The following is a 25,281-nucleotide window of genomic DNA, read 5'->3' on the forward strand; positions in this document are numbered from 1 at the left end:
AGAGTTTATCCTTCAACAGCGGCGGTCTTGCCGATTTCGCGTATCAGCGCCTCTTTGCACCTGAGCATCTCTTCGCGGTACGCCGCTTCGTTTTTTTGAAAACGCGAGGTGGGCACCAGCAGAGAGACAGAGAAGCGGCCGAATAGCGTATCCAGCGCCACCGCCATGGTAGAAATACCTTCAAGGGTTTCGCCGCGATCGTAGGAGATGCCGGTTTTACGCACCTCATGAATCAGCGTCAACAGCTGCGGCAGCGTTTTGACAGTTTTATCCGTTAGCTCGGGCCAGGCTTCGCCCACCATCAGGCACACATCGTCGTCGCACTCCAGCGCCAGCAGCGCGCGGCCGCCGGAGGTGCTGTAGAGCGGCAGGTTCAGCCCCATGCGCGGCACCACGCGCAGTTCGCGTGACGCTACCACATAGTGAATGATAGTCAGCTGCGTGCCGCTGGCGCGCGACAGCGAAACCGTTTCATTGGTCGCCGCGCAGAGCGCTTCCAGCTTGGGCCGCATCAGATCAACCACGTCGGTATGCACGCTGGAGATCAGTTTCAGCAGCGCCGGACCCAGGCGCAACCCGCCTGCGCCGCTGCTGCGCACCAGCTGGGCGTTGTCGAGCGCGGCGACGATGCGCTGCACCGTGGAGCGCGGCAGATCCACCGCCTGCGCGATTTCGCCCAGGCTCATACCGCCGGGATGCTCTCCCAGCGCGTTAAGAATGTTTGCCGCGCGGGCGATCACCTGGATACCGCCCGATTTTTCATCCTCGCGGCTGGATGGAAGTTTTGCCATGAGTCGTCCTTTTCAGCTGCCCTACTCTACCGCGAAAAAGGCACGATTTACAGCATGTACCACATTGCAATACAGCATATCGAAATGTAAGATCGCAGCCTGTATCACATCGCAATACACTGCATCATAATAATGAGAAACCTGCTATGAACGCTCAGCCTGCTGCTGCTGCTGCTGCTGCTGCTGCTGCGCCGACGCCGCACCCTTTTACGCTTCGTCTGGCGCTGGGCCTGGTCGGGGTGCTTATCGCCGCGCTGACCTCGGGCCTTAACGACCGCGTCACCGATATCGCACTGGCGGATATTCGCGCCGCCATCGGCGTCAGCTATGACCAGGGCAGCTGGATCGTCTCGGCCTATCAGGCCGCCGAAGTGGCGGCGATGATGATCGCGCCCTGGTTTGCCGTTACCTTCTCGCTACGCCGCTTTTCGCTAACGGTATCGACCGGCTTTATGCTGTGCGGCATTCTGCTGCCGCTGGCGCCTTCGCCAGGCAGCTTTATCGCCCTGCGCGTGCTGCAGGGTCTGTTCGGCGGCGCGCTGCCGCCGATGCTGATGACAGTGGCGCTGCGCTTTCTGCCGCCGCCGCTTAAGCTTTACGGGCTGGGCGGCTATGCGCTCACGGCCACCTTCGGCCCCAATATGGCCGCCTCGCTGGCGGCGTTTTGGACGGACGACGTTAGCTGGATGTTTGTTTTCTGGCAGGTGGTGCCGCTGATGCTGATCGCCATGCTGCTGTTCGGCTGGGGCCTGCCGCAGGATCCGCTGCGCCTTGAACGTTTTAAGCAGATCGACCTGTTCGGCATGCTTACCGGATGCAGCGGCATGGCGCTGCTGGTGCTGGCCCTTACCCAGGGCGAACGGCTGGACTGGTTCGAGTCGCCGCTGATCGCCGCCATGCTGCTGGCCGCCGCGCCGCTGCTGCTGGTGTTTCTGATCAACGAATGGTTTCATCCACTGCCGCTGTTTCGGCTGCAGATGCTGTCGCGCCGCAATCTGACGCACGGCCTGCTGGCGCTGGCGACCGTGCTAATCGTTTCGCTCTCCGGCTCGGCGCTGCCCTCCGCCTACTTCGGTCAGGTAGAGGGCTTCCGCACCCTGCAGTTCGCGCCGCTGGCGTTAACCGTCGGCCTGCCGCAGCTGTTGATCGCGCCGCTGGTCGCCGCGCTGTTGAATATCCGCTGGATCGACTGCCGCTGGGTGCTGGCGGCGGGCGTCGTCTTGCTGGTGACCGCCTGTCTGCTCGGCGCGCAGATCACCAGCGACTGGGCGCGCCAGAACTTCTGGACGCTGCAACTTTTGCAGGCGTTCGGGCAGCCGATGGTGATCCTGCCGATTCTGATGAGCGCCACCAGCGTGGTGGCGCCGCCGGAAGGCCCCTTCGCCTCGGCGATGTTTAATACCGTGCGCGGCTTCTCTAGCGTCGCGGCCTCGGTGCTGGTGGAGGTTTTCCTTAGCCACCGCGAGAAGATCCACTCCAACATTTTGCTGGACCAGGCCGCCAGCCGCCCCTGGCTGATGAGCGCGCCGAGCAGCGCCGACGCCAGCGCCAGCCATCCGCTGCTGATGGACGGTAGTATCAGCAGCAGCGAGAACCTGAGCGGCTTCGCCACGCTGGTGCGTCATCAGGCCACCGTGCTCGGTCTGAGCGACAGCTGGCTGCTGCTGATCGCGTTCGCCGCGCTGCTGTTATTGCTGACTGCCTGGCTGCCGAAGCGCGTCTGGCCGCCGCAAACCCTGATTCAACCTGCCTCTTCGACATCGAGAAAATAAGATTATGCGTGCTTTAGTAATGAGAAAAACCGTGCTGCTGAGCCTGCTGTTGCTGGTTTTGCTGGCCATCGCGTTTTTTATCTGGTCAGCCCTCACCGGCAACGATCACCGCACCAACGACGCTTACGTCAACGCCGACTACACGCTGGTGGCGCCGAAAGTGTCAGGCTATATCGCCGAGGTGAAGGTACAGGATAACCAGCAGGTAAAAGCGGGCGACGTGCTGGCGACGCTGGACGATCGCGATTATCGCGTGGCGCTGGAGAGCGCCGAAGCGGATCTGCAGGTCAGCGAGGCGAAACTGCTCAGCAGCCAGGCGCAGCTGGAGCAGCAGCAGTCGGCCATCGAGCAGTCGAAAGCGACTCTGGCGGCCAGCCAGGCGACCGCGCAGTATGCCGGTCAGAACGCCGATCGCTATAACCGCCTGTATAAAAGCGGCATTATCGCCGCCGACGACCAGCAGAAGGCCAGCTCGACTCAGCGCTCCGCCGCGGCGACGGTGCGTCAGAGCCAGGCGGCGGTGGTTTCCGCGATGAAAGAGATCGGCGTGCTGCAGGCGGCGGTGCGACAGGCGCGGGCAGACGTGGCGGCGGCGCAGGCGAACGTGGATCAGGCGCGCCTGAACCTCTCCTATACGCGCATCGTCGCGCCGGTGGACGGCATGGTGGGCCAGCGCGCGGCGCGCGTCGGCGCCTACGTTTCCGCCGGGACGCGGCTGCTGGCGGTGGTGCCGCTGCAGCAGACCTATATCACGGCGAATTTCCTGGAGACGCAGCTCAGCGATGTGCGCCAGGGACAGCGGGTGCAGGTTGCCGTCGATGCGCTGCCGGGCAAGCGTTTCACCGGCCATGTCGACAGCATCGCGCCCGCGACCGGCGCGACTTTTTCGGCCATTTCGCCCGATAACGCGACAGGTAACTATACTAAGGTCGTCCAGCGCCTTCCGGTTAAAATCGTGCTGGATACGGACCAGCCCGACCTGTCGAAGCTGCGGGTTGGTATGTCGGCGATCCCGGAGATTGAAGTAGAGTAAAAACGTGATGAATCTCTCACACTGGTGCTATTTATTTTAGGATCAATTACGCGTAAATTAGCGTTCGATCCTGTTCTGAGTTACTCGGAACGACCTGAGAAAATGCCTGAGGCGATGATGACCTGATGCGTTTTTCTCATTCTGTTCGCGTTGCGCTGGCCTGGGATCGCTATCGTCGTAACCGCTCAGAGGAGTTGTCTGTGAAATACGCCTTGATGGGAATCTCTTTCTTTGCGCTGCTTTGGCTCGGCACATTTGTGCTGATGCTGTAGCGCCAGCCAGGGGCGACAGTGCTGTCGCCCCGCTTTGCTTTACTCTGCTTCTTCAACCGCTTTTACGCTGCCCGGCAAAATGCCGTCCGCGCGAAACATCGCTTTAATGCCCCTCACCGCCTGCCGAATACGATCGCTGTTCTCTATCAGCGCGAAACGCACATGGGTATCGCCGTAGTCGCCGAAGCCGACGCCGGGCGAAACGCACACCTTCGCCTCCTGCAGCAGCTTTTTAGCGAACTCCAGCGAGCCGAGCGCGGCGTAGCGATCGGGGATTTTCGCCCAGACGTACATCGAGGCTTTGGGGTTATCCACCATCCAGCCCGCCTCATGCAGCCCTTTTACCAGCACGTCGCGGCGACGCTTGTACTGCTCGGCGATGTCGCGCACGCACTGCTGATCGCCTTCCAGCGCGGCGATGGCCGCCACCTGCAGCGGCGTAAAGGTGCCATAGTCGTGATAGCTTTTGATGCGCGCCAGCGCGGCGACCAGCTCTTTGTTGCCCACCATAAACCCGATGCGCCAGCCCGCCATGTTGTAGCTTTTCGACAGCGTGAAAAATTCCACCGCCACGTCTCGCGCGCCGGGCACCTGCATAATCGAAGGCGCTTTCCAGCCGTCGTAGACGATATCGGCGTAGGCGAGATCGTGCACCACCAGCACGTTATACTGTTTCGCCAGCGCGATAACCCGCTCGAAAAAGTCCAGCTCTACGCACTGCGCGGTGGGGTTCGACGGAAAGCCGAGGATCATCATTTTCGGCTTCGGATAGCTTTCACGGATCGCCCGCTCCAGCTCGGCAAAGAAATCGATGCCCGCCACCAGCGGCACCGAACGCACCTGCGCGCCAGCGATCACCGCGCCGTAAATATGAATGGGGTAGCTGGGATTCGGCACCAGCACCGTATCGCCGTGATCGAGCGTCGCCAGCATCAGGTGCGCCAGCCCCTCTTTCGATCCGATGGTGACAATAGCTTCGGATTCAGGATCGATCTCTACCTGATAGCGCTCGGCGTACCAGCGCGAAATGGCGCGGCGCAGGCGTGGAATGCCGCGCGAAGTAGAGTAGCCGTGCGTGTCTTCACGCTGCGCCACCTGACAGAGCTTTTCCACGATATGCGGCGGCGTAGGGCCGTCAGGATTCCCCATCGAGAGGTCGATGATATCTTCGCCGCGCCGACGCGCAGCCATCTTCAACTCAGCGGTAATGTTAAACACATAGGGGGGAAGGCGATCGATACGCGAGAAACGACGGGGTGTGCTGTTGTCAGCCATAATGTCCTCTTGAATACGTAAGCGCCCGGACCGTCCGAGCGACGCAGGTCACAGCCGTGACCGAAAAAAGACCTTACCGCGGCGATCGCGCGCCTGTCGAGAGGAGAATAAAATTTTTTTAATCTTCGGGATTCAGTCGACCAAACACCCAATCGTTTACCCATTCGCCGTTTAGCAGATAATTATCCCGCAAAGTCCCCTCCAGCACATAGCCATTCTTCTCCAGAATACGCCGCGACGCCACATTTCCTTCTACCACCATTGCCTTGAGCTTATGGAAACCCGCTTTCAGCAGAAAGTCGCTCAGCCCGGCCAGCGCTTCGCTGCCGTACCCCTGGCCGCAGAACCGGTGAAGCAGCATATAGCCCACCTCCGCCTGACGATAAGGCTGCCATTCCGGGCTGCAGCCGAACAGGCCGATCGGCTCGCCGCTGTCGCGCAGACGCGCCACCACGCAGAGCATATGAAAACTGCTGACCTGCCAGGGCGCGAGACGCTCGTTGAAGCGCTGGCGCAAATCCGCCTCGTCAGGAATTTCGCTGACCCAGGTCATGGTGGCCGCGTCTTCATGCACGGCGCGGAACAGCAGCCAGTCTTCAGGCTTAAGGGTGGTAAGGGTAAGACGCGGCGTGATTAACTGCATGAAATTGCTCCCGGTGCAGATAGCCATAAGGGCTGTCTGAATAAAAAACGCTATCGGCTCGTTCGCCAGCGGCGAATGAAAAAACCTTCCCTGTTTTACTACTCAGGTTTCCCCTTTTTACCATTTCAGCCATGAAAATTGATCCACAACATGAAGGAAGCGCTCACTCTTTTTGCAGACTGGCGCATCGCGATCACATTTTTTATCATAGGCCTCTCTCTGTGATGACCTGAAGGCTGGCTGTGATCTCCCACTTCGATATGCTGTTGGCGGTGTTTGACCGCGCCGCCCTGATGCTGATCTGCCTCTTCTTCCTGACCCGCACCCGGCTTTTCCGCCAGCTGCTGCAAAAAGATGAACATGCGCCGCTGGAGAAAGCCGCCGTTATCGCCATTTTTTTCACTGTTTGCGCTTTTCAGCACCTGGTCGGGCATTCACGTCGACGGCTCGCTGTTGAACGTGCGGGTGATCGCGGTGATGGCCGGCGGCATCCTGTTCGGCCCCTGGGTCGGCATCGCCACCGGCGCGATCGCCGGGCTGCACCGTTTTCTGATCGACATCCACGGCGTCACCTCGGTGCCCTGCTTGATCACCAGCATTATTGCGGGCTGCGTGGCCGGGGCCATCAACCGCCGCGTGCCGAAAGCGCAGCGCTGGCGCGTCGGCATCATCGGCGGCATGCTGTGCGAAAGCCTCACCATGCTGCTGATCGTGCTGTGGGCGAAGCCGATGTCGCTTGGCCTGGCGATTGTGTCGGAGATTGCGCTGCCGATGATCCTCGGCGCGTCGAGCATCGGCCTGATCGTGCTGCTGGTGCAGAGCGTCGAAGGCGAAAAAGAGGCGATTGCGGCGCGACAGGCCAAACTGGCGCTGGAGATCGCCAACAAAACGCTGCCGCTGTTCCGCGACGTCAACAGCGACTCGCTGCGCCGCATCTGCGCGATTATCTGTGACGATATCAACGCCGATGCCGTCGCCATTACCAACAAGACCCATATTCTCGCCTACGTCGGCTACGGCGAGCAGAACTACCGGAACGGCGACGACGGCATTAGCCCCACCACCGCGCAGGCGATGGCCACCGGGAAAATCATCATCAAAAACAACGATGAGGCGCATCGCACCAGGGATATTCACTCGATGATCGTTATTCCGCTGCGCGAGCAAGGCAAGGTTACCGGCACCCTGAAGATTTACTACCGCCGCGCGCACCGCATTACCGGCTCGCTGAAAGAGATGGCGATCGGCCTGTCGCAGCTCATCTCGACCCAGCTGGAGGTGTCGCGCGCCGAGCAGCTGCGCGAAATGGCGAATAAAGCGGAACTGCGCGCCCTGCAGAGTAAAATCAATCCCCATTTTCTGTTTAACGCGCTGAACGCCATTAACTCCTCTATCCGCCTTAATCCCGATACGGCGCGCCAGCTGGTGATCAATCTTTCCCGCTATCTGCGCTACAACCTGGAGCTTAACGACGACGAGACCATCGATATCAAACGCGAGCTGTGGCAGGTAAAAGATTATATCGCCATCGAACAGGCGCGCTTTGGCGACAAGCTGTCGATGATCTACGACATTGACGACGATCTTCACTTTTCGCTGCCCAGCCTGCTGATCCAGCCGCTGGTGGAGAATGCCATCGTGCACGGCATCCAACCCTGCCGCGGCAAAGGCGTGGTGACGCTGAGCATTAAGGCGTGCGGCGATCGTGTGCGGATCGCCGTGCGCGACACCGGGCCGGGCATCAGCGACGAAGTCATGCGTCGCGTGGCGAATAACGAGATGCCGGGCAATAAGATCGGCCTGCTGAATGTGCACCACCGCGTCAAACTGCTGACCGGCAAGGGGCTCGATATTACCCGGCTGCAGCCCGGCACCGAAATCGCCTTTACCCTGAGCAAGAGCGGACAGTTGCTAACCGAATCGCCCCTTGCCGTCGCGGAGAGCGTGCAATGAAAGCCATTATTGTCGAAGACGAATTTCTGGCGCAGCAGGAGCTGAGCTGGATGATTCAGCAGCACAGCAAAATTGAGATCGAGGCCTGTTTCGACGACGGGCTGGAGGTGCTGAAATATTTGCAGCAGCACCGTGTCGACGTCATTTTTCTCGATATCAATATCCCGTCGCTGGACGGCATGCTGCTGGCGCAAAACATTCACCAGTTCGCGCAGCGGCCGCTGATCGTGTTTATCACCGCCTGGAAAGATCATGCGGTAGAGGCTTTCGAGCTGGAAGCCTTTGACTATATTCTCAAGCCCTATCACGAAGCGCGCATCGTCACCATGCTTAACAAGCTGGAAGCGGCCGGGCAGCAGCAAAGCGTCGCCCAGACGCCGGTCGACCAGAGCCCGCAGACGGTGAATCTGGTGAAGGATGAGCGCATTATCGTGACCGATATTGACGACATCTATTACGTGGAGGCGCATGAGAAGCTGACGTTCGTCTATACGCGGCGCGAGGCCTATGTGATGTCGATGAGCATCAGCGAATTCTGCGCCCGTTTGCCGGAGCAGCGTTTTTTCCGCTGCCATCGCTCTTACTGCGTCAACCTGAGCAAAATCTCTGAGATAGAACCCTGGTTTAACAATACCTACCTGTTGAAACTGCGCGATCTGGCGTTTCAGGTGCCGGTCAGCCGCAGCAAAGTAAAACGCTTTCGCGAGCTGATGCGCCTGTAGGCAACTGTCCGCGCCAGCGCGCGTAAATGCTAACCAGCGAGTGATATGAAACGGAGAGCAAAGCGTCCCGCGACAGGGACAAAAACGCCGGGAGCGTTTTTGAACAACGCAGCGCGTTGGCCCGGTAACGGGCGCACCTCAGGGAAAAGGTGCGTATTCGCGCGGGCCGAGCGAGCAAGGATGCCTTAAGCGACTTTGCGATCGCTTCCTGTCACCCGCGCCAGCATGAAAAAACGGCCCGAGGGCCGTTTCAGAAAGGATTTACAGAATACGCCCCAGCGTCTGCCGCAGATGCGCGCCAGCGCCCAGCAGGCCAGGCTGATCGTGGGTGATCATATAGACCGGGATGCGGGAAACGTAGTCGCGGAAGCGCCCTTTGTCCTCAAAGGCGGCGCGGAAGCCGGAGGCCTTAAAGAACTCCAGGAAGCGCGGCACGATGCCGCCGGCGATATAGACGCCGCCGAAGGTGCCGAGATTCAGTGCAAGGTTGCCGCCGAAACGTCCCATAATCACGCAGAACAGCGACAGCGCGCGACGGCAGTCGGTGCAGCTATCGGCCAGCGCGCGTTCGGAGACATCCTTCGGCTTGAGGTTTTCCGGCACGCGGTTGTCCGCCTTCACGATAGCGCGGTAGAGGTTCACCAGACCGGCGCCGGAAAGCACGCGCTCTGCGGAAACGTGGCCCAGCTCGGCGCGCAGCACTTCCAGAATCAAATCTTCCTCATCGCTGTTGGCGGCGAAGTCGACGTGGCCGCCCTCGCCCGGCAAGCTGACCCAGCGACGGTCGACGTGCACCAGATGGCTGACGCCGAGTCCGGTGCCCGCGCCGTAAATCGCGATGGGCTTATCCTTCACCGGCTCGCCGCCGCCGAACTGAATCACATGCTCAGCCTTCAGCATCGGGATCGCCATGGAAACGGCGGTGAAATCGTTAATGATTTCAAGATGATCGAAGCCAAGGCTGGCTTTCATTTTGCTGGTGGAAAAAGCCCAGTCATGGTTGGTCATTTCGACCCAGTCTTCCGTGATAGGACAAGCAATGGCGATGCAGCCGTCTTTAACGTTTTGCAGCTGCTCGCCGAGATAGTGGCGGATGACGGCTTCGAGGCTGTCATAATCTGAAGTTGAGAATGTTTGGGCCTGGGAGATGCTGCCGGTTTCCACCTCACACAGGGCGAGTCGGGCGTTGGTGCCGCCGACGTCGCCGACCAGGGCATAAGTTGTCATTCTTTTGTTGCTCCGCTTGGGGTCCCTAAGATGCAGGACACTATAAAAGTCTGCCGGTAAAACAACAACGCTCGCCGCGACAAAAGACGAGCGTTGAAGGTGGTGAGCACAGCCTACCCGTCCGGCAAGCCGCTTGACAGCGGCAACACTCCGAATCTTACCCTCCGTTGCGTTGCGCGAGGCAAGCCGTCACCTTATGCAACAGCGGCGGCAGATCGTCTTTCGGCATCACGACCTCGACCAGCGTCAGGTAGCCGGGCGCCTGCAGACGCGCCATTACCTCATCCAGCTGCACACATTCGGTGACGCGCCAGCTCTGCGCCTGTCCATGCAGACAAAGCGCCTGCGGCAGCGCGGTCCAGTTCCACTGCGCGATATCATTATAACGCTGCGTTGCGCCGTGGATGGCGCGCTCCACCGTATAGCCCTCGTTGTTCAACAGGAAAATAATCGGCGTCTGCCCGTCGCGCAGCATCGATCCCAGCTCCTGAATAGTCAGCTGCGCCGAGCCGTCGCCGATAATCAGGATCACCCGCTGCGCGGGCGCGGCGATCTGCGCGCCGAAGGCTGCCGGTAGAGTATAGCCAATGGAGCCCCAGAGCGGCTGTACCACCAGCTGCGCGCCGGGCGGCAAGCGCAGCGCCGCCGCGCCGAATGCGGCGGTGCCCTGATCGGCGAGAATAATGTCGCCCGGCTGGAGAAAGCGCTGCATCGCCTGCCAAAAAGCGTTCTGGCTAATATCGGCGCACGCGTCCGCCGTCTCGACCGGCTGCACCTGCGGCGCCAGCGCCCAGCCCTTGCCGTAGCGCGCAAACAGCGCCTCCAGCTCGCTTAGCGCATCTGCCATGTTGAGCGGCCCGAAGCGTTCTCCGGCAACGCTGGCGGCGAACGGCTGCAGATCGATCAGCCGCGAGGCGGCGAAGTTTTGGGTAAAGCCCGCCGTCAGCGTATCGGTGAAGCGCACGCCGACGCAGATTGTGACATCGGTCTGCTCAATCAACTCGCAGATGCCGGGCTCGCTGCCCGCTGCGGCGTAAGTGCCAACGTAGCCCGGCTGGCGCTCGTCCAGCACGCCTTTGCCCATCAGCAGCGTGGCGCAGGGAACGGCGCGCAGCCGACGGAGCCGGGCCAGCGCCGCCTGCTGGCGCCAGCGCGCGGCGAGAAAATCAGCCAGCAGCGCCACCCGTCGCGCCGGTTGCAGCAGTCGTTCGGCGGCGGCGCGAAAAGCCTGCCGCGCCTGTTCGCCAGAGCCCGGCGCGGCGTCGAGCGGCGCGGCGGGCGGCGCCACCTCAGCTTCCGCAACATCGACCGCCAGCATCAGGTAGCCCGGCCGCTGTTCGCGCATCGCCGTGGCCAGCACCCGATCGATTTCCGCCGTGGCGTTGCCTGGGCTAAGCTGCGCCGTCGCTGCGCTGACCTCGCCCGCCATGCGCAGAAAGTGACGGAAGTCGCCGTCGCCCAGCGTATGGTGCACGCAGTCGCCGCGCTTTTGCGCCTCGCTTGCGGGTGCGCCCACAATATGGATCACCGGCAGATACTCGGCGAAACTGCCGGCCGTGCCGTTGATGGCGCTCAGTTCGCCGACGCCGAAGGTGGTGAGCAACGCCGCCGCGCCGCGACAGCGCGCATAGCCGTCCGCCGCATAGGCCGCGTTGAGTTCATTGGCGCAGCCAACCCAGCCGATATCCCGATGGGCGATCACGCGATCGAGAAACTGCAGGTTATAGTCGCCCGGCACGCCAAACAGATGGCCGACGCCGATCTCCTGAAGGCGCGCCAGCAGATAATCTCCTACGGTAAAGCGTTGCATATGCCACTCCTTTCACCAATGTCTGGTTTGAGTATCCGCTATGCTGCCAAAGCGGCGAGAAAGCAGCGCAATCGCCTGAACAAAAAAGTGGCAACCCGGCGTTACGATGGGGGATTATTCTGTAAGTAGGCGATCTGCGATCCATTGTGACTGTGTGTAAACGCATACACTGCTATTCTTGCGCTTGAAAATTCTTCCCTTAGACAGGAAAGCCGTATGACCTACCTTCCGCATCCCGGTCGTTATCAGCAGATGGAATATCGCCGCAGCGGCCGCAGCGGGCTAAAGCTGCCCGCAATTTCGCTTGGCCTGTGGCATAACTTTGGCGACAACACGCGCGTCGACAACAGCCGCGAGCTGCTGCGCCACGCGTTCGATCGCGGCATTACCCATTTTGATCTGGCAAACAACTACGGCCCGCCGCCGGGCTCGGCGGAAGAGAACTTCGGCCGCATCCTGCGCGAAGATTTTCGCGCCTTTCGCGACGAGCTGGTGATCTCCACCAAAGCGGGCTACACCATGTGGGACGGCCCGTACGGCGACTGGGGCTCGCGAAAATACCTCATCTCCAGCCTCGATCAGAGCCTGAAGCGTATGGGACTGGAGTATGTGGACATCTTCTATCACCATCGTCCGGATCCGGAAACGCCCCTGGAAGAGACCATGCGCGCGCTGGATCAGGTGGTGCGCCAGGGTAAGGCGCTCTATGCCGCCATCTCCAACTATCCGGCGGATCGCGCGGCGGAAGCGATCGCCATCCTGCGCGATCTCGGCACGCCCTGCCTGATCCATCAGCCGCGCTATTCGCTGTTTGAACGCGGCCCGGAAAACGGCCTGCTGGAGACGCTTGGCGACAACGGCGTCGGCTGCATCGCCTTCTCTCCGCTGGCGGGCGGCGTGCTGACCGACCGCTATCTGCAGGGCATTCCCGATGATTCGCGCGTGGCGAGCGGCAGCAAGTTCCTGCGTGAAGATCAGCTTACCGATGAGAAGATGGAAAAAGTGCGCAAGCTGAACGAGATTGCGCAGCAGCGCGGCCAGAAGCTGGCGCAGATGGCGCTGGCGTGGACGCTGCGCGACGCGCGCGTCACCTCCGTGCTGATCGGCGCAAGCAAAACCGCGCAAATCGACGACGCGGTGGAGATGCTGGCCAATCGCCACTTCACCATCGCCGAGCTCTCCGCTATTGAAGGCGTGCTGATCTGACCTTTGCCCGCCCGGCCGCCGCGCCGGGCATTTCTGCGAACAGAATTGTCTCAATCCTCTTTTTCTTCCGATTTTCCTCACAATTGTCAGCGACACTCAACTTGCCACACAAGCAATGCGCGGGCGTCACGCCTGCACCGCAGCGGCGCTGTCGCTGATAAGGAGAATAAGATGAAATTTGCTATTTTTGCTGCTTTGCTGACCTGCCTGTCGCCTCTGGCGATCCACAGCGCTCAGGCTGACGGCGCCTCTATCAGCCTGGCGCCGGGCGTAACGCTGCATCTGGGAGACCAGGATCGCCGCGGCTATTACTGGGACGGGGGCCGCTGGCGCGAGCCGCGCTGGTGGAACGACCGCTATCAGTACAACAACCATCGCTGGTGGCGCCATGAAGAGTGGCGCCGTCATCAGCAGTGGGAGCGCGAGCGGCGCTGGCATGAGCGCGAACGTCGCCACCACTGGCGCGAAGCGCAGCGCCATCACGACCGCCACGACCGCCACGACCGCCACGACCACCACCATCACTGATAACGCGGCGGCATGGCTAAAAGCCGCTGCGCGCTACCGTGCGCAAGGCGGCCTTTAATCCACGAACAGTCGACGTCCGATTTGCCGCGCCGTTTCCAGATGTGCCTCCGGCGAGTCGGCGTCGGGCAGCAAGATCAGTTCCGACGTTTTCACTGCTGCGCCGACATAGTCGAAAATGCCCTCGTCGATCTGCGTGCGCATCGCGGCATAGTAGCCGCGCCGCGCATAGGTGCGCAGATTCGCCCCGCCTATCCCCAGCAGATGCACCTTCAGACGGCCCATTTTTTTATCGACTTTGCCGTCGGGCGTCTCATCATATGCCCAGCCGTGGGTAAAGACGCGATCGATCCAGCCTTTCAGCACGCCGGGAAACGACCACCAGTAAACGGGATACACCAGCACCAGCGCGTCGGCGCCGTCAATGCGTTTTTGCTCGGCCAGCACATCGGCGGGCGGCGCGGCCTCACTGCGAAACAGCGCCAGATCGGCGGCGGCGTAGCGCGGATCGAAGCCCTCTGCTATCAGGTCGGCGATTTCAAACGTGTGCGGCGCGCGAATCTCGCTGGTTAGCGTTCGCGCGACGGCGTGGGTAAAAGAATCTTGATCGGGATGGGCGACCACTACCAGTGAATGCATATCCTGACTCCAGTGAGAGAAGAGAAAACGGCTGCATATCGAGAGTAGATGAGTTGAGGCGGGCTGTTAAGGCGGCGGCACGGGAGGTTAAAAAGCGAAGCTGGCCCGGGCTAGATCGGGCCAGTTTTCGGCGGCCTTTACAGGCCGAGGATTTCGCCAATCAGCAGATAGGCGTTGAGCGCCACCACCAGCAGCACGATGGCGCGACCGGCGTTCTGCATCAGGCGCGAATTGACCATCTCGCCCATAATCTCGCGATTGCCGGTAAAGGAGAGCAGCGGCACCAGCGCTAGCGCGATGCCGAAGCTCAGCAGCACCTGGCTCATGACCAGAATGCGCGTCGGATCCCAGCCCGCCATAATCACGATAAACGAGGGCAGCATCGTGACCAGACGGCGTACCCAGAGCGGAATATGGAAGCGGATAAAGCCCTGCATCACTACCTGACCGGCCAGGGTGCCTACCACGGTAGAGGAGAGGCCCGCTGCGACCAGGCTCAGGCCAAATACCGTCGCCGCCGCATGGCCAAGCAGCGGCGTCAGCGTCAGATAGGCCTGATCCAGTTCGGCAATGCCGCTGTGGCCGCTGAAGTGGAACGCGGCGGCGGCGGTCGCCATCATCGCCAGATTGACAAAGCCAGCGATGGTCATGGCGATGGCCACGTCCAGCTTGGTGGAGGAGTAGCGCTGGCTTTTATTGCCGCTTTCGCCGCCCTGCGTCAGGGCCGAGTGAAGGTAGATGACGTGCGGCATAATGGTCGCGCCCAGCACGCCGGCCGCCAGGAAGACCGCCTCGGAGGTAGGCAATGACGGCAGCGCCATGCCGGTCACCAGTTCGCTGACCTTCGGCTGCGAAAAGAAGAGTTCGACGATATAGGCCGCCGCCACGAACAGCAGCAGGCTGCCGATTACCAGCTCCAGCGGCTTCTGACCGCGGCTTTGCAGCATTAGGATCAGGAAGGTCGCCACGCCCGTCAGCACCGCGCCCTGCAGCAGCGAAATCCCGAGCAGCAGCTTAAAGCCGAGCGCCGCGCCGATAAATTCCGCCAGATCGGTCGCCATGGCGATGATTTCCGCCTGCACCCAGTAGAACCAGACCGCCGGCCGCGGAAAGCGATCGCGAATATGCTCAGCCAGGTTTTTACCGGTGGCGATACCGAGCTTGGCAGACATCAGCTGAATGACCATCGCCATGATATTGGCCCAGACCACCACCCACAGCAGCTTATAGCCGTAGGCTGCGCCCGCCTGAATGTTGGTGGCGAAGTTGCCTGGGTCGATATAGCCGATGGCGGCGATAAAGGCCGGCCCCAGCAGCGCGAGCTTGATTTTGCGGGCTCCGCGAGCGGCGCGCTCGGCGGTACGGCTCTCAAACATATTTCTCTACCTGTCTAAACGCGTTTTGACCATGGCAGCTTATGGCCCGATCGCGGCAAGTGAAATGAGATTATCGTTATCGTTGTGATAGATGATGCTATAAAGTATAGCCATTGCTATACCTTACGGTAAAGCGAGGCTTGCTAAAAAATGTGCAATGCATTCACTCTACGCTTCGGACATATTATAGACAATAAATTTGTGGATATCAGGCGTGAACATTTTGTGAACAGGCTGTGACTGGTGAGAGTTTTCTGAGAAAAGGGGTGATAGTGAATCCTTATAATGTGGATTTGATCTCGTTTTTAAGTAACGCGTTACATAGAATACGCAGCAAATTACAACCCTCCTCAAATCTGGAGCAAGCATGTCCCATATTTTGCACTTCCTTTTAGCACTGGTGGTGGTAGGCGTGCTGGCGTTACTCGTCAGCCACGACCGTAAAAGTATTCGTATTCGCTACATTGTCCAGCTTCTGGTCATTGAAGTGCTGCTGGCGTGGTTCTTCCTCAACTCCGAGGCGGGTCTCGGGTTCGTGAAGGGCTTCGCCGGTCTGTTCGATCATCTGCTCAAGTATGCGGGCGAAGGCACCAATTTCGTGTTCGGCAACATGAATGACAAAGGTCTCGCCTTCTTCTTCCTGAACGTGCTCTGCCCGATCGTCTTTATCTCCGCGCTGATCGGCATTCTGCAGCATTTCCGCATTCTGCCATGGGTGATCCGCGGCATCGGCACCGTGCTGTCTAAAATCAACGGCATGGGCAAGCTGGAATCCTTTAACGCCGTCAGCTCTCTGATTCTGGGACAGTCAGAAAACTTTATCGCCTATAAGGATATCCTCGGCAAAATGTCGCAGCGCCGTATGTACACTATGGCCGCAACCGCGATGTCGACCGTTTCCATGTCGATCGTCGGCGCCTATATGACCATGCTGCAGCCGAAGTATGTGGTCGCCGCGCTGGTGCTTAACATGTTCAGTACCTTTATCGTGCTGTCGCTGATCAACCCTTACCGCGTCGACAGCGAAGAGGATCTGCAGCTGCAGGATATCCATAAAGGCCAGAGCTTCTTTGAAATGCTGGGCGAATATATCCTCGCCGGCTTCCGCGTGGCGATTATCGTCGCAGCAATGCTGATCGGCTTTATCGCGCTGATTTCCGGCCTGAACGCGCTGTTCGATTTTATCTTTGGCATCAGCTTCCAGGGCGTGCTGGGCTACGTCTTCTATCCGTTCGCCTGGGTGATGGGCGTGCCGGCTCACGAAGCGCTGCAGGTCGGCAGCATTATGGCCACCAAGCTGGTTTCCAACGAGTTCGTCGCGATGATGGATCTGCAGAAGCTGGCGGGCCAGATTTCGCCGCACTCTGAAGGCATTCTGTCGGTGTTCCTGGTCTCTTTCGCCAACTTCTCGTCTATCGGCATCGTCGCTGGCGCCATCAAAGGCCTGAACGAAGAGCAAGGCAACGTGGTGTCGCGCTTCGGCCTGAAGCTGCTCTACGGTTCAACGCTGGTCAGCGTGCTCTCCGCCGCTATCGCCGGTCTGGTGCTGGCATTCTGATAAAAAGGGCGAGACGGGTTCTCGCCCTTATTCTTAATTATTCCTGCTTGATATAACGCCTGCCGCGTCGCCTCAGCCGCGCCGCGCCGCCCTTCCCCGATTCCCGCAAATCCTTTGCACAATATCGAATTTCATCTCCTGCCCGTCGCCCCGTAGTTTTTTCATTACTCAACATCGGGAGAAGCGCATGAGCATTCAATTTTTGGGCATGATCGGCCATCGTCTGGCCTCTGAAACCATTCCGGCCAGCGGGCCGTTATTCGATAAAAACTACATTGCCGATTTCGCCCGCGCCCACGAAGAGGCGGGATTCGATCGGATTCTGGTGGGCTACTGGTCCGATCAACCAGACGGTTTTTTAGTGACGGCGCACGCCGCCGCGAACACCTCGCGCATTAAATTTTTACTGGCGCACCGTCCCGGCTTCGTCTCGCCGACGCTGGCAGCGCGCAAGCTGGCGTCGCTCGATCACCTGACCGACGGACGTCTGGCGGTGCATATCATCAGCGGCGGCAGCGACAGCGAACAGCGCCGCGACGGCGACTTCCTCAACAAGGCGGAACGCTACGCGCGCACCGACGAATTTCTCCACGTGCTGAAAAAGAACCTGACCTCGGCGGAAGCCTGGGACCACAAAGGCGAGTTTTACCAGGCTGAACAGGCTTTTTCCGCCATCAAGCCGCTGCAGAGCAAGCTGCCCGTTTACTTCGGCGGCTCTTCGCCGGAGGCGATCGAGGTTGCCGCGCGTCACGCCGACGTCTTCGCGCTGTGGGGCGAGCCGCTGCAGGGCGCGGCGGAAACCGTGCAAACCGTGCGCGCCGCTGCCGCGAAAAGAGGCCGCGACATCAAATTCAATATCTCTTTCCGCCCGATTATCGGCAAGACCGAGAAAGAGGCCTGGGAGCGGGCGGAACACATTTATCAAACGGCGCAGAAGCAACTGGCCGAATCGGGCTACACCTTTGGCCTGCCAAAACCGCAAAGCGTCGGCGCGCAGCGCCTGCTGGCGGCGGCTAACGCAGGCGACCGCCACGATAAAGTGTTGTGGACCGGCGTCGCGAAGCTGGTGAGCGGCGGCTACAACTCCACTGCGCTGGTGGGCACGGCGGATCAGGTCTCCGACGCGCTGCTGGATTACTACAACCTGGGCATCGACAGCGTGCTGATCCGCGGCTTCGATCCGCTTAACGACGCGATTGAGTACGGCCGCGAGCTGCTGCCGCTGACGCGCGAAAAAGTCGCCGCGCTGACGCGCGTTAAGAGGAGCGCCTGATGCGTCTCGCCGCCCTGTTTGCCGGTGTCGCGCTGGCGCTGAGCCTCAATGCCGCTTTCGCCGCTGAGAAAGTGACGCTGCGCCTCGGTGATGTCAAAGGGGATCGCTTCGCCTCGCTGAAAGCCTCTGGCGAGCTCGATAATCTGCCTTACGATTTGAAACTCACCGCCTTCGACTCCGGCGCGCCGGTGCAGGAGGCGCTGAATGCGGGGGCGCTGGACGTCGGCTTTACCGGCGATCTGCCCTTCCTGTTCGTCTATGCCGCAGGCGCGCCGGTTAAAGCGGTCGGCGCCTGGCAGAACAATCCCGACAGCATCGCGCTGCTGACGCGTCCCGACGCCGGGATCCACAGCCTGAAGGATCTGAAAGGCAAGCAGATCGCCGTCAACCGCGGCGGCTGGGGACACTATCTGATCCTTGGCCTGCTGGAACGCGCCGGCCTGAAACCCGATGAGGTGACGCTGCGCTTCCTCGGCCCGGTGGATGGCCGCGCGGCACTTACCTCCGGCGCGGTTTCCGCCTGGGCGCCATGGGAGCCCTACATCGCCACCTCGACCCAGATCGACGGCACGGTGCGCGTGCCGCAGGGCGGCGGCAACGGCATTATGTCGGGCTACTCCTATGCGCTGGCGCGTAAAGAGGCGCTGGCCGATCCGGAGAAACGTAAAGCTATCGCCGATCTGCTGACGCGGCTGGCGAAGGCGCAGGTGTGGGCGGCGCAGCATCCGCAGCCGTTCGCCCAGGCGCTGGGCAAGACGCTAAATATGCCGACCGCCATCACCAGCAGCTGGATCGCCGACGCGCGCATTCGCCCGCTGGTGTTCGATCCCTCGCTTATCGCGACGCTGCAGAAATCCGCCGACTTCTTCCATCGCTATCAGGTGCTACCGAAGGCCGTCGACGTCAGCGGCGCCTTCGATTTCAGCCTGGCGAGCGGCGCTAACCAGGTGGCGCGGCACTATCAGGAGAATAAATCGTGAGCGACCTTAACCACCAGCGACTGCGTGACTTTGTGGCGCAGCTCGCCGCTCTGCTCGAACAGCAGCCGGAGGAGGCGACTATTCTGGCGCGCGGCAGCGAGCTGCTGCGCCCGCTGCTGCTGCACGACGACTGGCTGGACGAGGCGTTCAGCCAGCCGCATCCGCAGCACTATCAGCAGTATCTGCTCCATGCCGACGCGCAGCAGCGCTTTTCGGTAGTGAGCTTTGTCTGGGGCCCAGGCCAGCAAACGCCGGTGCACGATCATCGCGTCTGGGGACTGATCGGCATGCTGCGCGGCGCGGAAGTGTCTCAGGGCTTCAAAGCGGAAAACGGCGCGCTGGCCGCGGACGGCGCGCTGGTTCGTCTGGAACCTGGCGAGATTGACGCGGTCTCGCCGCGCGTCGGCGATATCCATCGCGTCAGCAACGCCTTCGACGATCGCGTCTCTGTCAGCATTCACGTCTACGGCGCCAATATCGGCGCGGTCAAACGGGCGGTTTATCGCGAAGACGGCAGCGAAAAACCTTTTATCTCCGGCTACAGCAATCGCTACTTGCCTAACATCTGGGATCTTTCACATGGCTAAAACCTTTCCTCTACGCGACGCCGCAGAGATTCAGCAGGCGCTGCGCCAGCAGCAGGAAGTGGCGCTGGTGGACGTACGCGACGAGGCACTCTATGCGCAAGGGCATCCGCTGTTTGCGGTGAATATTCCGCTCTCGAAGCTGGAGCTGGAGTGGCTGGATCGCCTTCCTCGCCGCGATACGGCGATTACGCTTTACGACAACGGCGAAGGGCTGGCGCAGGCTGCGGCGGAGCGCGCGGCGGCGTGGGGCTACACCAATATCAGCCTGCTCAAAGAGGATTTGGCTGGCTGGCGCAACGCGGGCGGCGAACTGTTTATCGATGTGAATTCGCCGAGCAAAGCCTTCGGCGAGCTGGTGGAACATCATAATCATACGCCGTCGCTGGCGGCCGAAGAGGTCGATGCGCTGCTGCGCGACAAAGCCGACGTGGTGGTGCTCGACGCGCGCCGCTTTGATGAATACCACACCATGTCGATCCCTGGCGGCATCAGCGTGCCGGGCGGCGAGCTGGTGCTGCGCGTGCGCGATATCGCGCCCTCTCCGGCTACCACGGTGATCGTCAACTGCGCAGGGCGCACGCGCAGCATTATCGGCACCCAGTCGCTGGTGAACGCGGGTATCCGCAATCCAGTCTACGCGCTGCGCAACGGCACCATCGGCTGGACGCTGGCCGGTCTGACGCTTGAGCAGCAGCAGAGCCGCCGCTACGGCGCCGTCAGCGAAACCGCGCAGCGTCATGCGGCGGCGCAGGCGCGTCAGGTGGCGGATCGCGCCGGGGTGACGCGCATCGACGCGACGACGCTGGCGCGCTGGCGGCAGGAGGCGCGCACGACCTATCTGTTCGACGTGCGCGACGCCGACGAGTACGCCGCCGGGCATCTGTCGGGTAGCCGTCACGTGCCGGGCGGACAGCTGGTGCAGGAGACCGATCACTACGCCAGCGTGCGCGGCGCGCGTATCGTGTTGACTGACAACGACGGGGTGCGCGCCAGCATGACGGCCTCCTGGCTGGCGCAGATGGGCTGGGAAGTCGCCGTGCTGGAGGGGCTGCAACCACAGGATTTCAGCGCCGCCGGCGGGTGGACGGCGCAGGTGCCGGCCGCGCCCGCGGCCGAGACGATTTCTCCGCAGCAGCTGAACGACTGGATAAAACAGGGCGATACGCAGGTGCTGGATTTCACCACGCGCGCTAACCACGTTAAAAGCCATATTCCCGGCGCCGCCTGGCTGCTGCGCTCGACTCTGCAACAACAGGGCAAGGCTACGCTGCCGCCGGCCGAACGCTATGTCCTGACCTGCGGCAGCAGCCTGCTGGCGGGCTATGCGGTGCAACAGGTGGCGGCGCTGACCGGCAAGCCGGTCTTTGTGCTGGAAGGCGGCAATGCCGCGTGGCGCAGCGCCGGGCTGCCGACTGACGCTGGCGAAGAGGCGCTGCTCTCCCCCGCTATCGATCGCTATCGCCGCCCCTATGAAGGCACCGATATCGAACCGGCGGTGATGCAGGCCTATCTTGACTGGGAGTATGGTCTGGTGGCGCAGCTGGATCGCGACGGCACGCATGGCTTTCGCGTGCTGCAGCCAGAGAAACAAAGCGTAACGGCGTAACTAAACAGGGCGGCAGCGATGTCGCTCTTTTTTTGCGCACAGCAATGCTTGCGTAAGATTTGCGGATGAGTTTAGAAGGTGCCTGAGAGATCAGGACGAAGAAAATGGTGGAGATAAGCGGGATCGAACCGCTGACCTCTTGCATGCCATGCAAGCGCTCTCCCAGCTGAGCTATACCCCCACATCTGGAATCGTTTTTTCAGTGCCAAATCGTTGGGATGCGATTTGGTGGAGCTAAGCGGGATCGAACCGCTGACCTCCTGCATGCCATGCAGGCGCTCTCCCAGCTGAGCTATAGCCCCGAACCGAAAAAACCGTCGGATGTTCTCGACGGACGGCATAATATGAAACCGCCTTCAGGGTGTCAACGGCAAAATGAAAAACTGCGTTTGATCGCTGAAAAAGGCGGCAAATCTCGGATCGCACTGTTTTCAGCCGCTTTTATTCAGCGCGAAAAAAGAGGTTAACCAGCAGGCGTCACGTCTCTCTTCGCCTGCCGCGTCAGGTTAAATTACGGTTAAACAGCCTTTAGGATTTTTCTTGTTTTCCGTTAAAAGCCGTGTAAAACTTAGCCCGCTAATTAAGTGGTCATCGCTGCCCACGCCTTATTACAACACCATCCCTGTCACAACTATCAATAATATTCGAGATACTATGTCGCTGCATTCACCTAAAGAGATCGCTCAACTGGCGATTCAGGCTGGCGTCACTAAAAGCCGCGCCTCCATTCCGACGTTATTAATTCTTGGCTTTATGGCTGGCGCCTTTATCGCCACCGGCTTCCTGCTTGACCTGCACGTGATTAACTCGCTGCCGGCGGACTGGGGCTCGTTCGGCGGCCTGCTCGGCGCAGCCGTCTTCCCGGTGGGCTTGATCCTGACCGTACTGGCGGGCGGCGAACTGCTGACCGGCAATATGATGACAATGCCGGTTGCCTGGTTTGCGCGTCGCATCAGCGGTTTCGCCGTGCTGCGCAACTGGTTCTGGGTCACTATCGCCAACTTTATCGGCAGCCTGGCCATCGCCTGGTTCTTCGGCCATATGCTCGGCATGACAGAAGGCGACTACCTGAAGAAGACCGTCGCCATCGCCAGCGCAAAAGTGCACGCCGACTTCCTGCACGCCTTTATCTCCGGCATCGGCTGCAACTGGCTGGTTTGCCTGGCGGTATGGCTCGCTTTCGCCAGTAAAGATGTAGTAGGGAAAATCTTCGGCATGTGGTTTCCGGTTATGGCCTTCGTCGCCATCGGCTTCCAGCACGTCGTCGCCAACATGTTTATCGTGCCTGCGGCTATTTTCGCCGGTCAGCTGAGCTGGGCGGAGTATCTGCCGAATTTTGTCGCCGTGTTCCTGGGCAACGGCGTCGGCGGCGCAGTATTCGTCGGCCTCGCCTACTTCCTCGCCTTCCGTCCTTCCGCTGAAGCGGTCGGCACTGCGCAGTAATTTTTTTGCCTTTTGTCGCAAGGCAAAAGGCAATTTCCCTTCCTCTTACTTTCACGCGTTACGATTTGCTGTAATATGTAGAACTAATGTATTAAACAGGGACAGCATCGTGAAAAAGGAATGGTTAACCCCCGAAGAGCTTGCGAACGAAACAGGTTACAGTCGGCAAACTGTGAATAAATGGATCAAGCGTGAAAACTGGACCACCACGCCGAAGCCCGGCGTACAGGGCGGTAAAGCGCGGTTGATCCATATCGACGAGCGCGTGAAAAGCTTTATTCAGTCCATGCGTAACCTGAACGAGCCGAACGCGTCCTACGCCGCGCAACAAAATTCTTTACCTGCGTTACTATTAAGTTCTGTACAGCAAATGACGCAGAATGAGCAGGATCTTCTTGCCGCAATGATTTTGCGCGAAGGGATTAAAGGCGTGCTGCAGCGGCTGGGCATTAGCGAAGAATAAAAAAACCGGAAGCATCGCGCTTCCGGTTTTTGTTTGTCAGGCCTGCGCTTCGCGTTCGGCGATAAAGGCCAGCGCTTTTTCGATCCGCGCCACGCTACGGCGCTGTCCGATGGTTTCGACGGTGACGTCCAGGCCCGGCGACTGACCGGCGCCGGTCACGGCGACGCGCAGCGGCATGCCGACCTTGCCCATCCCCACTTCCAGCTCGTCCGCCGCGCTCTGAATCGCATGGTGAACGTTTTCTGCCGTCCAGTCGGTAATAGCGGCCAGTTTGTCGCGCACCACTTCCAGCGGCTGGCGCGCCACCGGGCGCAGATGTTTTTTCGCCGCATCGGCATCGAACGCGTCGAACTCTTCATAGAAGTAATGGCAGGAAGCCGCCATCTCTTTTAGCGTCTTGCAGCGTTCACCCAGCAGAGTCACCAGCTTCGCCAGTTCCGGACCGGTGCGGGTGTCGATGTTTTGCTGTTCAATGTGCCACTGCAGATGGGTCGCCACATATTCCGGCGGCAGGGTGTTGATATAGTGGTGGTTGAGCCACTGCAGCTTTTCGGTGTTGAACGCGCTGGCGGATTTGCTCACGGCGTCGAGCGTAAACAGCTCTTTCATCTCTGGAACAGAGAAGATCTCCTGATCGCCATGGGACCAGCCCAGACGCACCAGATAGTTGAGCAGCGCTTCCGGCAGATAGCCGTCGTCGCGGTACTGCATCACGCCGACCGCGCCGTGACGCTTGGAGAGCTTTTTGCCGTCGTCGCCCAGGATCATCGAGACGTGCGCGTAGACCGGCACCTGCGCGCCGATCGCTTTAAGGATGTTGATCTGGCGCGGCGTGTTGTTGATATGGTCTTCGCCGCGAATCACATGGGTGATGCCCATATCCCAGTCATCGACGACGACGCAGAAGTTATAGGTCGGCGAACCGTCGGTACGGCGGATAATCAGGTCATCCAGCTCCTGGTTGCTGAACTCGATCGGGCCGCGGATCTGGTCGTCAAAGATGACCGATCCATCCTGCGGGTTGCGAAAGCGCACTACGCACGGCTCATCCGCCGCGTGATGGTCGTGGCTGTCGCGGCAGCGGCCGTCGTAGCGCGGCTTTTCGCCGTTCGCCATCTGGGTTTCACGCAGCTGTTCCAGTCGCTCTTTTGAGCAGTAGCATTTATAGGCGGTGCCCGCCTCCAGCATCTCGTCGATGACGGCATTGTAGCGGTCGAAGCGTTTGGTCTGATAGTACGGGCCTTCATCCCAGTCCAGGTTCAGCCAGTTCATGCCGTCCATAATGGCTTCGATGGCTTCCGGCGTTGAGCGCTCGAGATCGGTATCCTCGATGCGCAGAACGAATTCGCCCTGGTGGTGGCGAGCGAAGAGCCAGGAGTAGAGCGCGGTACGTGCGCCGCCGACATGCAGGTAGCCGGTCGGGCTGGGCGCGAAGCGAGTTTTGATTTTCATTCAGCAGTGCCTTAGATGCGCAGGTTTTATGTCTGGATGACAAAAAACGGGTTAGACGCGAAAAACCGTGCGCACATTCTAGCACCTGGCGTTGAATCCTCAATGACCGCGCGCCTGCGCAAAAGCGTTAAGCCCTGGGTTTCTGCTAATAAAACCAGCACATTGGCTAAAAGCAGCGCGTGATGTCTAATTTTGAAGCGAACGCGCATTTTAGTTTTAAAAAGCGTTGACTCACTTCGAAGGATCCCTATAATGCGACTCCACACAGCGGGGGTGATTAGCTCAGTTGGTAGAGCATCTCCCTTACAAGGAGGGGGTCGGCGGTTCGAGCCCGTCATCACCCACCACTCTAAAGGTGGCCCGCAGTGAACAAGAGATAAGATATGGGTGATTAGCTCAGTTGGTAGAGCATCTCCCTTACAAGGAGGGGGTCGGCGGTTCGAGCCCGTCATCACCCACCATATCTCAGTCAGATGACGCTCTTGTTAAGCAGTACCGAAGTGGGTGATTAGCTCAGTTGGTAGAGCATCTCCCTTACAAGGAGGGGGTCGGCGGTTCGAGCCCGTCATCACCCACCACTTCGGGTCGTTAGCTCAGTTGGTAGAGCAGTTGACTTTTAATCAATTGGTCGCAGGTTCGAATCCTGCACGACCCACCAATTCAGAAAAAAGCGCC

The 25,281-nt window shown here is 60.1% G+C and carries 21 protein-coding genes, 6 tRNA genes and 1 pseudogene; 18 read left to right on the top strand and 10 right to left on the bottom strand.

What is annotated here, in order from left to right; genetic code table 11:
* Positions 1-5: 5 nt before the first annotated feature.
* Positions 6-791: an IclR family transcriptional regulator gene (locus HA46_RS05885; RefSeq protein WP_084882904.1), complete on the bottom strand. Its 786-nt coding sequence runs from the start codon at positions 789-791 to the stop codon at positions 6-8.
* 146 nt (positions 792-937) lie between these two features.
* Here HA46_RS05885 and HA46_RS05890 point away from each other — a divergent pair, with 146 nt between their 5' ends.
* From HA46_RS05890 to ypdK, 3 genes are all read left to right on the top strand, one after another.
* On the top strand, positions 938-2,563 hold the full coding sequence (locus HA46_RS05890; protein ID WP_084882909.1) for an MFS transporter: 1,626 nt from the start codon (positions 938-940) through the stop codon (positions 2,561-2,563).
* Positions 2,564-2,567: 4 nt separating this feature from the next.
* Positions 2,568-3,596: an HlyD family secretion protein gene (locus tag HA46_RS05895; RefSeq protein ID WP_084882913.1), complete on the top strand. Its 1,029-nt coding sequence runs from the start codon at positions 2,568-2,570 to the stop codon at positions 3,594-3,596.
* Between the two features lie 200 nt (positions 3,597-3,796).
* Positions 3,797-3,868: a membrane protein YpdK gene (gene ypdK, locus HA46_RS20735; protein WP_102990980.1), complete on the top strand. Its 72-nt coding sequence runs from the start codon at positions 3,797-3,799 to the stop codon at positions 3,866-3,868.
* A 39-nt stretch (positions 3,869-3,907) separates the two neighbouring features.
* Here ypdK and alaC read toward each other — a convergent pair whose 3' ends face one another.
* Both alaC and HA46_RS05905 read right to left on the bottom strand, forming a co-directional pair.
* Positions 3,908-5,143: an alanine transaminase gene (gene alaC / locus HA46_RS05900; protein ID WP_033791712.1), complete on the bottom strand. Its 1,236-nt coding sequence runs from the start codon at positions 5,141-5,143 to the stop codon at positions 3,908-3,910.
* A 118-nt stretch (positions 5,144-5,261) separates the two neighbouring features.
* Entirely contained in the window at positions 5,262-5,786 is a 525-nt protein-coding gene (locus HA46_RS05905; RefSeq protein ID WP_033791713.1) for a GNAT family N-acetyltransferase, read from the bottom strand.
* 260 nt (positions 5,787-6,046) lie between these two features.
* Between HA46_RS05905 and HA46_RS05910 the strand changes: the two are divergent.
* A pseudogene (locus HA46_RS05910) lies at positions 6,047-7,739 on the top strand (LytS/YhcK type 5TM receptor domain-containing protein).
* The gene (locus HA46_RS05915; RefSeq protein ID WP_033791714.1) at positions 7,736-8,461 is read left to right on the top strand and encodes a LytR/AlgR family response regulator transcription factor; all 726 of its coding nucleotides are present in this window, start codon (positions 7,736-7,738) and stop codon (positions 8,459-8,461) included. Before HA46_RS05910 ends, HA46_RS05915 begins: the two are co-directional and overlap by 4 nt.
* 261 nt (positions 8,462-8,722) lie before the next feature.
* On the opposite strand, the gene glk is transcribed toward HA46_RS05915, so the two are convergent.
* A complete protein-coding gene (gene glk / locus HA46_RS05920; protein ID WP_033753641.1) occupies positions 8,723-9,688 on the bottom strand; it encodes a glucokinase in 966 nt (321 codons plus the stop codon).
* 157 nt (positions 9,689-9,845) lie between these two features.
* On the bottom strand, positions 9,846-11,498 hold the full coding sequence (locus HA46_RS05925; protein WP_084882918.1) for a thiamine pyrophosphate-binding protein: 1,653 nt from the start codon (positions 11,496-11,498) through the stop codon (positions 9,846-9,848).
* A gap of 216 nt (positions 11,499-11,714) precedes the next feature.
* On the opposite strand from HA46_RS05925, the gene mgrA reads away from it, so the two are divergent.
* Both mgrA and HA46_RS05935 read left to right on the top strand, forming a co-directional pair.
* Positions 11,715-12,704 (top strand): L-glyceraldehyde 3-phosphate reductase, encoded by a 990-nt coding sequence (gene mgrA, locus HA46_RS05930; RefSeq protein WP_084882921.1) that lies wholly within the window; start codon positions 11,715-11,717, stop codon positions 12,702-12,704.
* A gap of 171 nt (positions 12,705-12,875) precedes the next feature.
* On the top strand, positions 12,876-13,232 hold the full coding sequence (locus HA46_RS05935) for a DUF2502 domain-containing protein (RefSeq protein WP_033753650.1): 357 nt from the start codon (positions 12,876-12,878) through the stop codon (positions 13,230-13,232).
* A 54-nt stretch (positions 13,233-13,286) separates the two neighbouring features.
* On the opposite strand, the gene HA46_RS05940 is transcribed toward HA46_RS05935, so the two are convergent.
* A complete protein-coding gene (locus HA46_RS05940) occupies positions 13,287-13,868 on the bottom strand; it encodes an NAD(P)H-dependent oxidoreductase (protein ID WP_033791718.1) in 582 nt (193 codons plus the stop codon).
* A gap of 137 nt (positions 13,869-14,005) precedes the next feature.
* Positions 14,006-15,244 (bottom strand): Nramp family divalent metal transporter, encoded by a 1,239-nt coding sequence (locus HA46_RS05945; protein ID WP_033791719.1) that lies wholly within the window; start codon positions 15,242-15,244, stop codon positions 14,006-14,008.
* A gap of 367 nt (positions 15,245-15,611) precedes the next feature.
* Between HA46_RS05945 and HA46_RS05950 the strand changes: the two genes are divergently transcribed.
* The 5 genes from HA46_RS05950 to HA46_RS05970 all read left to right on the top strand — a co-directional run bounded on the left by HA46_RS05950 (position 15,612) and on the right by HA46_RS05970 (position 21,248).
* The gene (locus HA46_RS05950) at positions 15,612-16,802 is read left to right on the top strand and encodes a NupC/NupG family nucleoside CNT transporter (RefSeq protein ID WP_033791720.1); all 1,191 of its coding nucleotides are present in this window, start codon (positions 15,612-15,614) and stop codon (positions 16,800-16,802) included.
* Positions 16,803-16,989: 187 nt separating this feature from the next.
* The gene (locus HA46_RS05955; RefSeq protein ID WP_084882924.1) at positions 16,990-18,075 is read left to right on the top strand and encodes an LLM class flavin-dependent oxidoreductase; all 1,086 of its coding nucleotides are present in this window, start codon (positions 16,990-16,992) and stop codon (positions 18,073-18,075) included.
* Positions 18,075-19,055 (top strand): ABC transporter substrate-binding protein, encoded by a 981-nt coding sequence (locus tag HA46_RS05960; RefSeq protein ID WP_033791724.1) that lies wholly within the window; start codon positions 18,075-18,077, stop codon positions 19,053-19,055. Before HA46_RS05955 ends, HA46_RS05960 begins: the two co-directional genes overlap by 1 nt.
* On the top strand, positions 19,052-19,642 hold the full coding sequence (locus tag HA46_RS05965; RefSeq protein ID WP_084882929.1) for a cysteine dioxygenase family protein: 591 nt from the start codon (positions 19,052-19,054) through the stop codon (positions 19,640-19,642). The genes HA46_RS05960 and HA46_RS05965 overlap by 4 nt, the downstream gene beginning before the upstream one ends.
* The gene (locus HA46_RS05970; RefSeq protein ID WP_084882933.1) at positions 19,635-21,248 is read left to right on the top strand and encodes a rhodanese homology domain-containing protein; all 1,614 of its coding nucleotides are present in this window, start codon (positions 19,635-19,637) and stop codon (positions 21,246-21,248) included. The genes HA46_RS05965 and HA46_RS05970 overlap by 8 nt, the downstream gene beginning before the upstream one ends.
* Positions 21,249-21,353: 105 nt before the next feature.
* Here HA46_RS05970 and HA46_RS05975 read toward each other — a convergent pair.
* Together HA46_RS05975 and HA46_RS05980 are read right to left on the bottom strand one after the other, a co-directional pair.
* Positions 21,354-21,429, bottom strand: a tRNA-Ala gene (locus tag HA46_RS05975).
* A 45-nt stretch (positions 21,430-21,474) separates the two neighbouring features.
* Positions 21,475-21,550, bottom strand: a tRNA-Ala gene (locus HA46_RS05980).
* 352 nt (positions 21,551-21,902) lie between these two features.
* On the opposite strand from HA46_RS05980, the gene HA46_RS05985 reads away from it, so the two are divergent.
* Together HA46_RS05985 and HA46_RS05990 are read left to right on the top strand one after the other, a co-directional pair.
* Entirely contained in the window at positions 21,903-22,691 is a 789-nt protein-coding gene (locus tag HA46_RS05985; RefSeq protein WP_033753670.1) for a formate/nitrite transporter family protein, read from the top strand.
* A 109-nt stretch (positions 22,692-22,800) separates the two neighbouring features.
* Positions 22,801-23,154 carry a YfeC-like transcriptional regulator gene (locus HA46_RS05990; RefSeq protein ID WP_033791729.1) on the top strand — a complete coding sequence of 118 codons (354 nt, stop codon included), beginning with the start codon at positions 22,801-22,803 and terminating at the stop codon, positions 23,152-23,154.
* A 36-nt stretch (positions 23,155-23,190) separates the two neighbouring features.
* Here HA46_RS05990 and gltX read toward each other — a convergent pair whose 3' ends face one another.
* Positions 23,191-24,606 (bottom strand): glutamate--tRNA ligase, encoded by a 1,416-nt coding sequence (gltX, locus tag HA46_RS05995; protein ID WP_084882936.1) that lies wholly within the window; start codon positions 24,604-24,606, stop codon positions 23,191-23,193.
* 271 nt (positions 24,607-24,877) lie between these two features.
* On the opposite strand from gltX, the gene HA46_RS06000 reads away from it, so the two are divergent.
* The 4 genes from HA46_RS06000 to HA46_RS06015 all read left to right on the top strand — a co-directional run bounded on the left by HA46_RS06000 (position 24,878) and on the right by HA46_RS06015 (position 25,264).
* Positions 24,878-24,953: transfer RNA gene (locus HA46_RS06000), tRNA-Val, on the top strand.
* 38 nt (positions 24,954-24,991) lie between these two features.
* Positions 24,992-25,067, top strand: a tRNA-Val gene (locus tag HA46_RS06005).
* A 41-nt stretch (positions 25,068-25,108) separates the two neighbouring features.
* Positions 25,109-25,184, top strand: a tRNA-Val gene (locus tag HA46_RS06010).
* A 4-nt stretch (positions 25,185-25,188) separates the two neighbouring features.
* Positions 25,189-25,264 (top strand) — tRNA-Lys (locus HA46_RS06015).
* The last annotated feature ends 17 nt before the right edge of the window (positions 25,265-25,281 follow it).

It is taken from the genome of Pantoea septica, from assembly GCF_002095575.1.
In the GTDB taxonomy this organism is placed as follows: domain Bacteria; phylum Pseudomonadota; class Gammaproteobacteria; order Enterobacterales; family Enterobacteriaceae; genus Pantoea; species Pantoea septica.